Below are 5,385 nucleotides of genomic sequence, written 5' to 3'. Positions count from 1 at the left end.
TGTCCGGCGGTGTCCTACTCTCCCACACCCTCCCGAGTGCAGTACCATCGGCGCTGGAAGGCTTAGCTTCCGGGTTCGGAATGTAACCGGGCGTTTCCCTTCCGCCATAACCGCCGTAACCCTATCAACATATCAAACAACACCACACCAACAACGTTGGGGCATTTTGTTTGTTTGTTGTGAGTTACACAGTGGACGCGAGCAGAACCTTTGTGAGCAAGTCCTCGGCCTATTAGTACCGGTCAACTGAACCCGTTACCGGGCTTACATTTCCGGCCTATCAACCCAGTAGTCTAGCTGGGGGCCTTACCCACCCAAAGGGTGGTGGGATACCTCATCTTGAAGCAGGCTTCCCGCTTAGATGCTTTCAGCGGTTATCCCTTCCGAACGTAGCTAACCAGCCGTGCCCCTGGCGGGACAACTGGCACACCAGAGGTTCGTCCGTCCCGGTCCTCTCGTACTAGGGACAGCCCTTCTCAAGTATCCTACGCGCACGGCGGATAGGGACCGAACTGTCTCACGACGTTCTAAACCCAGCTCGCGTACCGCTTTAATGGGCGAACAGCCCAACCCTTGGGACCTGCTACAGCCCCAGGATGCGACGAGCCGACATCGAGGTGCCAAACCATCCCGTCGATATGGACTCTTGGGGAAGATCAGCCTGTTATCCCCGGGGTACCTTTTATCCGTTGAGCGACACCGCTTCCACACGCAAGTGCCGGATCACTAGTCCCGACTTTCGTCCCTGCTCGACCCGTCAGTCTCACAGTCAAGCTCCCTTGTGTACTTGCACTCAACACCTGATTGCCAACCAGGCTGAGGGAACCTTTGGGCGCCTCCGTTACCTTTTAGGAGGCAACCGCCCCAGTTAAACTACCCACCAGACACTGTCCCTGAACCGGATAACGGTCCGAAGTTAGATACCCGAATCAACCAGAGTGGTATTTCAAGATTGCCTCCACACATACTGGCGTATGCGCTTCACCGGCTCCCACCTATCCTACACAAGCTAACTCAGATACCAATGTCAAGCTATAGTAAAGGTCCCGGGGTCTTTCCGTCCTGCCGCGCGTAACGAGCATCTTTACTCGTAATGCAATTTCGCCGGGCCTGTGGTTGAGACAGTGGGGAAGTCGTTACGCCATTCGTGCAGGTCGGAACTTACCCGACAAGGAATTTCGCTACCTTAGGATGGTTATAGTTACCACCGCCGTTTACTGGCGCTTAAGTTCTCCGCTTCGCCCCGAAGAGCTAACAGGTCCCCTTAACGTTCCAGCACCGGGCAGGCGTCAGTCCATATACATCGAATTACTTCTTCGCATGGACCTGTGTTTTTAGTAAACAGTCGCTTCCCCCTGCTCTCTGCGGCCATACAACGCTCCACCCGCGCGGGGCTTCACGTCTCCGGCCCCCCTTCTCCCTAAGTTACGGGGGCAATTTGCCGAGTTCCTTAACCACAGTTCGCCCGATCGCCTCGGTATTCTCTACCTGACCACCTGTGTCGGTTTGGGGTACGGGCCGCTCGGAACTCGCTAGAGGCTTTTCTCGGCAGCATAGGATCACTGACTTCACCTGAATCGGCTCGGCATCACGTCTCAGCCTACATGCGCTGCGGATTTGCCTACAGCACGGCCTACACGCTTACCCCGGCACAACCACCGGCCGGGCTCAGCTACCTTCCTGCGTCACCCCATCGCTTGACTACTACCCGCCAGGTTCCCACGCTCCCCAACCTCAACCCGAAGGTCTTGGATGGTTTGGGTGGTTAGCACAACGAGGTTCATCAGGGACGCTCCTTCGCGGGTACGGGAATATCAACCCGTTGTCCATCGACTACGCCTCTCGGCCTCGCCTTAGGTCCCGACTCACCCAGGGCGGATTAACCTGGCCCTGGAACCCTTGGTCATCCGGCGGAAGGGTTTCTCACCCTTCTTTCGCTACTCATGCCTGCATTCTCACTCGTGCCGCGTCCACAACTAGGTCACCCTGCTGCTTCACCCCCGGCACGACGCTCCCCTACCCATCCACACACCTGCACCAACACCCGAAGGCGCCAGCGAAGTTAAAATGTGAATGCCACAGCTTCGGCGGTGTGCTTGAGCCCCGCTACATTGTCGGCGCGGAACCACTTGACCAGTGAGCTATTACGCACTCTTTAAAGGGTGGCTGCTTCTAAGCCAACCTCCTGGTTGTCTATGCGACCCCACATCCTTTTCCACTTAGCACACGCTTAGGGGCCTTAGCTGGTGATCTGGGCTGTTTCCCTCTCGACTACGAAGCTTATCCCCCGCAGTCTCACTGCCGCGCTCTCACTTACCGGCATTCGGAGTTTGGCTGATTTCGGTAAGCTTGTGGGCCCCCTAGACCATCCAGTGCTCTACCTCCGGCAAGAAACACACGACGCTGCACCTAAATGCATTTCGGGGAGAACCAGCTATCACGGAGTTTGATTGGCCTTTCACCCCTAACCACAGGTCATCCCCCAACTTTTCAACGTTGGTGGGTTCGGCCCTCCACGCGGTCTTACCCACGCTTCAGCCTGCCCATGGCTAGATCACTCCGCTTCGGGTCTAGAACATGCGACTCAAACGCCCTCTTCAGACTCGCTTTCGCTACGGCTCCCCCACACGGGTTAACCTCGCCACATGCCACTAACTCGCAGGCTCATTCTTCAAAAGGCACGCCGTCACCCCTCAAGGCTCCGACGGATTGTAGGCGAACGGTTTCAGGTACTATTTCACTCCCCTCCCGGGGTACTTTTCACCATTCCCTCACGGTACTCGTCCGCTATCGGTCACCAGGAAGTATTTAGGCTTACCAGGTGGTCCTGGCAGATTCACGGCAGATTTCAGGAGTCCGCCGCTACTCGGGAACACCCACAGAAGACCAGCTGTTTTCACCTACCGGACTATCACCGTCTACGGTCAGCCTTTCCAGACCATTCAGCTAACAACTGGCTTTATAACTCCTCAAACGAGTGTCAGCTCGTTTCGCAGGGTCCCACAACCCCGACCACGCAACCCCTGACAGGTATCACACGCAACCGGTTTAGCCTCAATCCGCTTTCGCTCGCCACTACTCACGGAATCACTATTTGTTTTCTCTTCCTACGGGTACTGAGATGTTTCACTTCCCCGCGTTCCCTCCACACACCCTATGAGTTCAGGTGCAGGTGACATCACATGACTGATGCCGGGTTACCCCATTCGGACACCCTGGGATCACAGCTCGGTTGACAGCTCCCCCAGGCCTATCGCGGCCTCCCACGTCCTTCATCGGCTCCTGGTGCCAAGGCATCCACCGTTCGCCCTTGACAACTTGACCACAAAGATGCTCGCGTCCACTGTGCAATTCTCAACAAACAACCAACCCACAACCCACAGCCCCACACCAGCAACCCCACCCCCAAGGATGACATCCGGTATGCGAGACCAGGCCATGCCTGGCAACCAAAACCCCACCACACACGAGTGGAGCCATCGGCTCTGAAGAAAAACAACCAACGGTTGTTCCTTCAGGACCCAACAGGGTGCTCATCACTTCTCCCCAGCCGCACCACGTCATCCGTTCCCACCACCCCCGAAAGAGCAGCTGTACAAGGAATCCACAGCCGTTGCCGGCAAAAAGCTCACCAGTGTCTCCGCCAATTGAGCACCCCGATCTGACATTCGCAGACCGCGGGCTCCATACCAGCTTTCGCTGGATGGTGCTCCTTAGAAAGGAGGTGATCCAGCCGCACCTTCCGGTACGGCTACCTTGTTACGACTTCGTCCCAATCGCCAGCCCCACCTTCGACGGCTCCCTCCACAAGGGTTGGGCCACCGGCTTCGGGTGTTGCCGACTTTCGTGACGTGACGGGCGGTGTGTACAAGGCCCGGGAACGTATTCACCGCAGCGTTGCTGATCTGCGATTACTAGCGACTCCGACTTCACGGGGTCGAGTTGCAGACCCCGATCCGAACTGAGACCGGCTTTTTGGGATTCGCTCCACCTCACGGTATCGCAGCCCATTGTACCGGCCATTGTAGCATGCGTGAAGCCCTGGACATAAGGGGCATGATGACTTGACGTCATCCCCACCTTCCTCCGAGTTGACCCCGGCAGTCTCCCATGAGTCCCCAACCGAATTGCTGGCAACATGGGACGAGGGTTGCGCTCGTTGCGGGACTTAACCCAACATCTCACGACACGAGCTGACGACAGCCATGCACCACCTGTCACCGGCCCCGAAGGACCCCACATCTCTGCAGGATTTCCGGCGATGTCAAACCCAGGTAAGGTTCTTCGCGTTGCATCGAATTAATCCGCATGCTCCGCCGCTTGTGCGGGCCCCCGTCAATTCCTTTGAGTTTTAGCCTTGCGGCCGTACTCCCCAGGCGGGGCGCTTAATGCGTTAGCTGCGGCACAGAGAACCGGAGAGGCCCCCCACACCTAGCGCCCAACGTTTACAGCGTGGACTACCAGGGTATCTAATCCTGTTCGCTCCCCACGCTTTCGCTCCTCAGCGTCAGTATCGGCCCAGAGACCCGCCTTCGCCACCGGTGTTCCTCCTGATATCTGCGCATTTCACCGCTACACCAGGAATTCCAGTCTCCCCTACCGAACTCTAGCCTGCCCGTATCGACTGCAGGCCCGCAGTTGAGCCACGGGTTTTCACAGTCGACGCGACAAGCCGCCTACGAGCTCTTTACGCCCAATAAATCCGGACAACGCTCGCGCCCTACGTCTTACCGCGGCTGCTGGCACGTAGTTGGCCGGCGCTTCTTCTGCAGGTACCGTCACTTGCGCTTCGTCCCTGCTGAAAGAGGTTTACAACCCGAAGGCCGTCATCCCTCACGCGGCGTCGCTGCATCAGGCTTCCGCCCATTGTGCAATATTCCCCACTGCTGCCTCCCGTAGGAGTCTGGGCCGTGTCTCAGTCCCAGTGTGGCCGGTCGCCCTCTCAGGCCGGCTACCCGTCGTCGCCTTGGTAGGCCATTACCCCACCAACAAGCTGATAGGCCGCGAGCCCATCCCAAGCCGAAAAACTTTCCACCCACAAACATGCGCCCGCAAGTGAATATTCGGTATTAGCCCCCGTTTCCGAGGGTTATCCCAAAGCCTAGGGCAGGTTGCTCACGTGTTACTCACCCGTTCGCCGCTCGAGTACCCCGAAGGGCCTTTCCGCTCGACTTGCATGTGTTAAGCACGCCGCCAGCGTTCGTCCTGAGCCAGGATCAAACTCTCCAACAAAAATTGAAGAAAATCCCGACAACAAACAAAATGTTGCCAAAGGAATCCCAACCAGACCAGACCACAAAGGCCCAACCCAGTCCGGGGTATCAAACTACTTGGCACTGGCTTATCAAGCACCCTGTTGAGTTCTCAAAGAACAACCACACACCA

3 rRNA genes are annotated in these 5,385 nt (G+C 57.2%); all 3 read right to left on the bottom strand.

From position 1 onward, the window contains the following. Position 1: 1 nt before the first annotated feature. Positions 2-118 (bottom strand): 5S ribosomal RNA (gene rrf, locus JMF97_RS30435). Between the two features lie 94 nt (positions 119-212). Next, positions 213-3,324, bottom strand: a 23S ribosomal RNA gene (locus JMF97_RS30430). A 393-nt stretch (positions 3,325-3,717) separates the two neighbouring features. Further along, a 16S ribosomal RNA gene (locus JMF97_RS30425) occupies positions 3,718-5,232 on the bottom strand. Together the 16S, 23S and 5S rRNA genes form the textbook arrangement of a ribosomal RNA operon. Between the last annotated feature and the right edge of the window lie 153 nt (positions 5,233-5,385).

The organism is Micromonospora fiedleri (genome assembly GCF_016774385.1).
Taxonomy (GTDB): Bacteria; Actinomycetota; Actinomycetes; order Mycobacteriales; family Micromonosporaceae; genus Micromonospora; species Micromonospora gifhornensis.
Note: the sequence above shows the minus strand (reverse complement) of the source record. Positions and strands in the feature narration are given on the sequence as shown.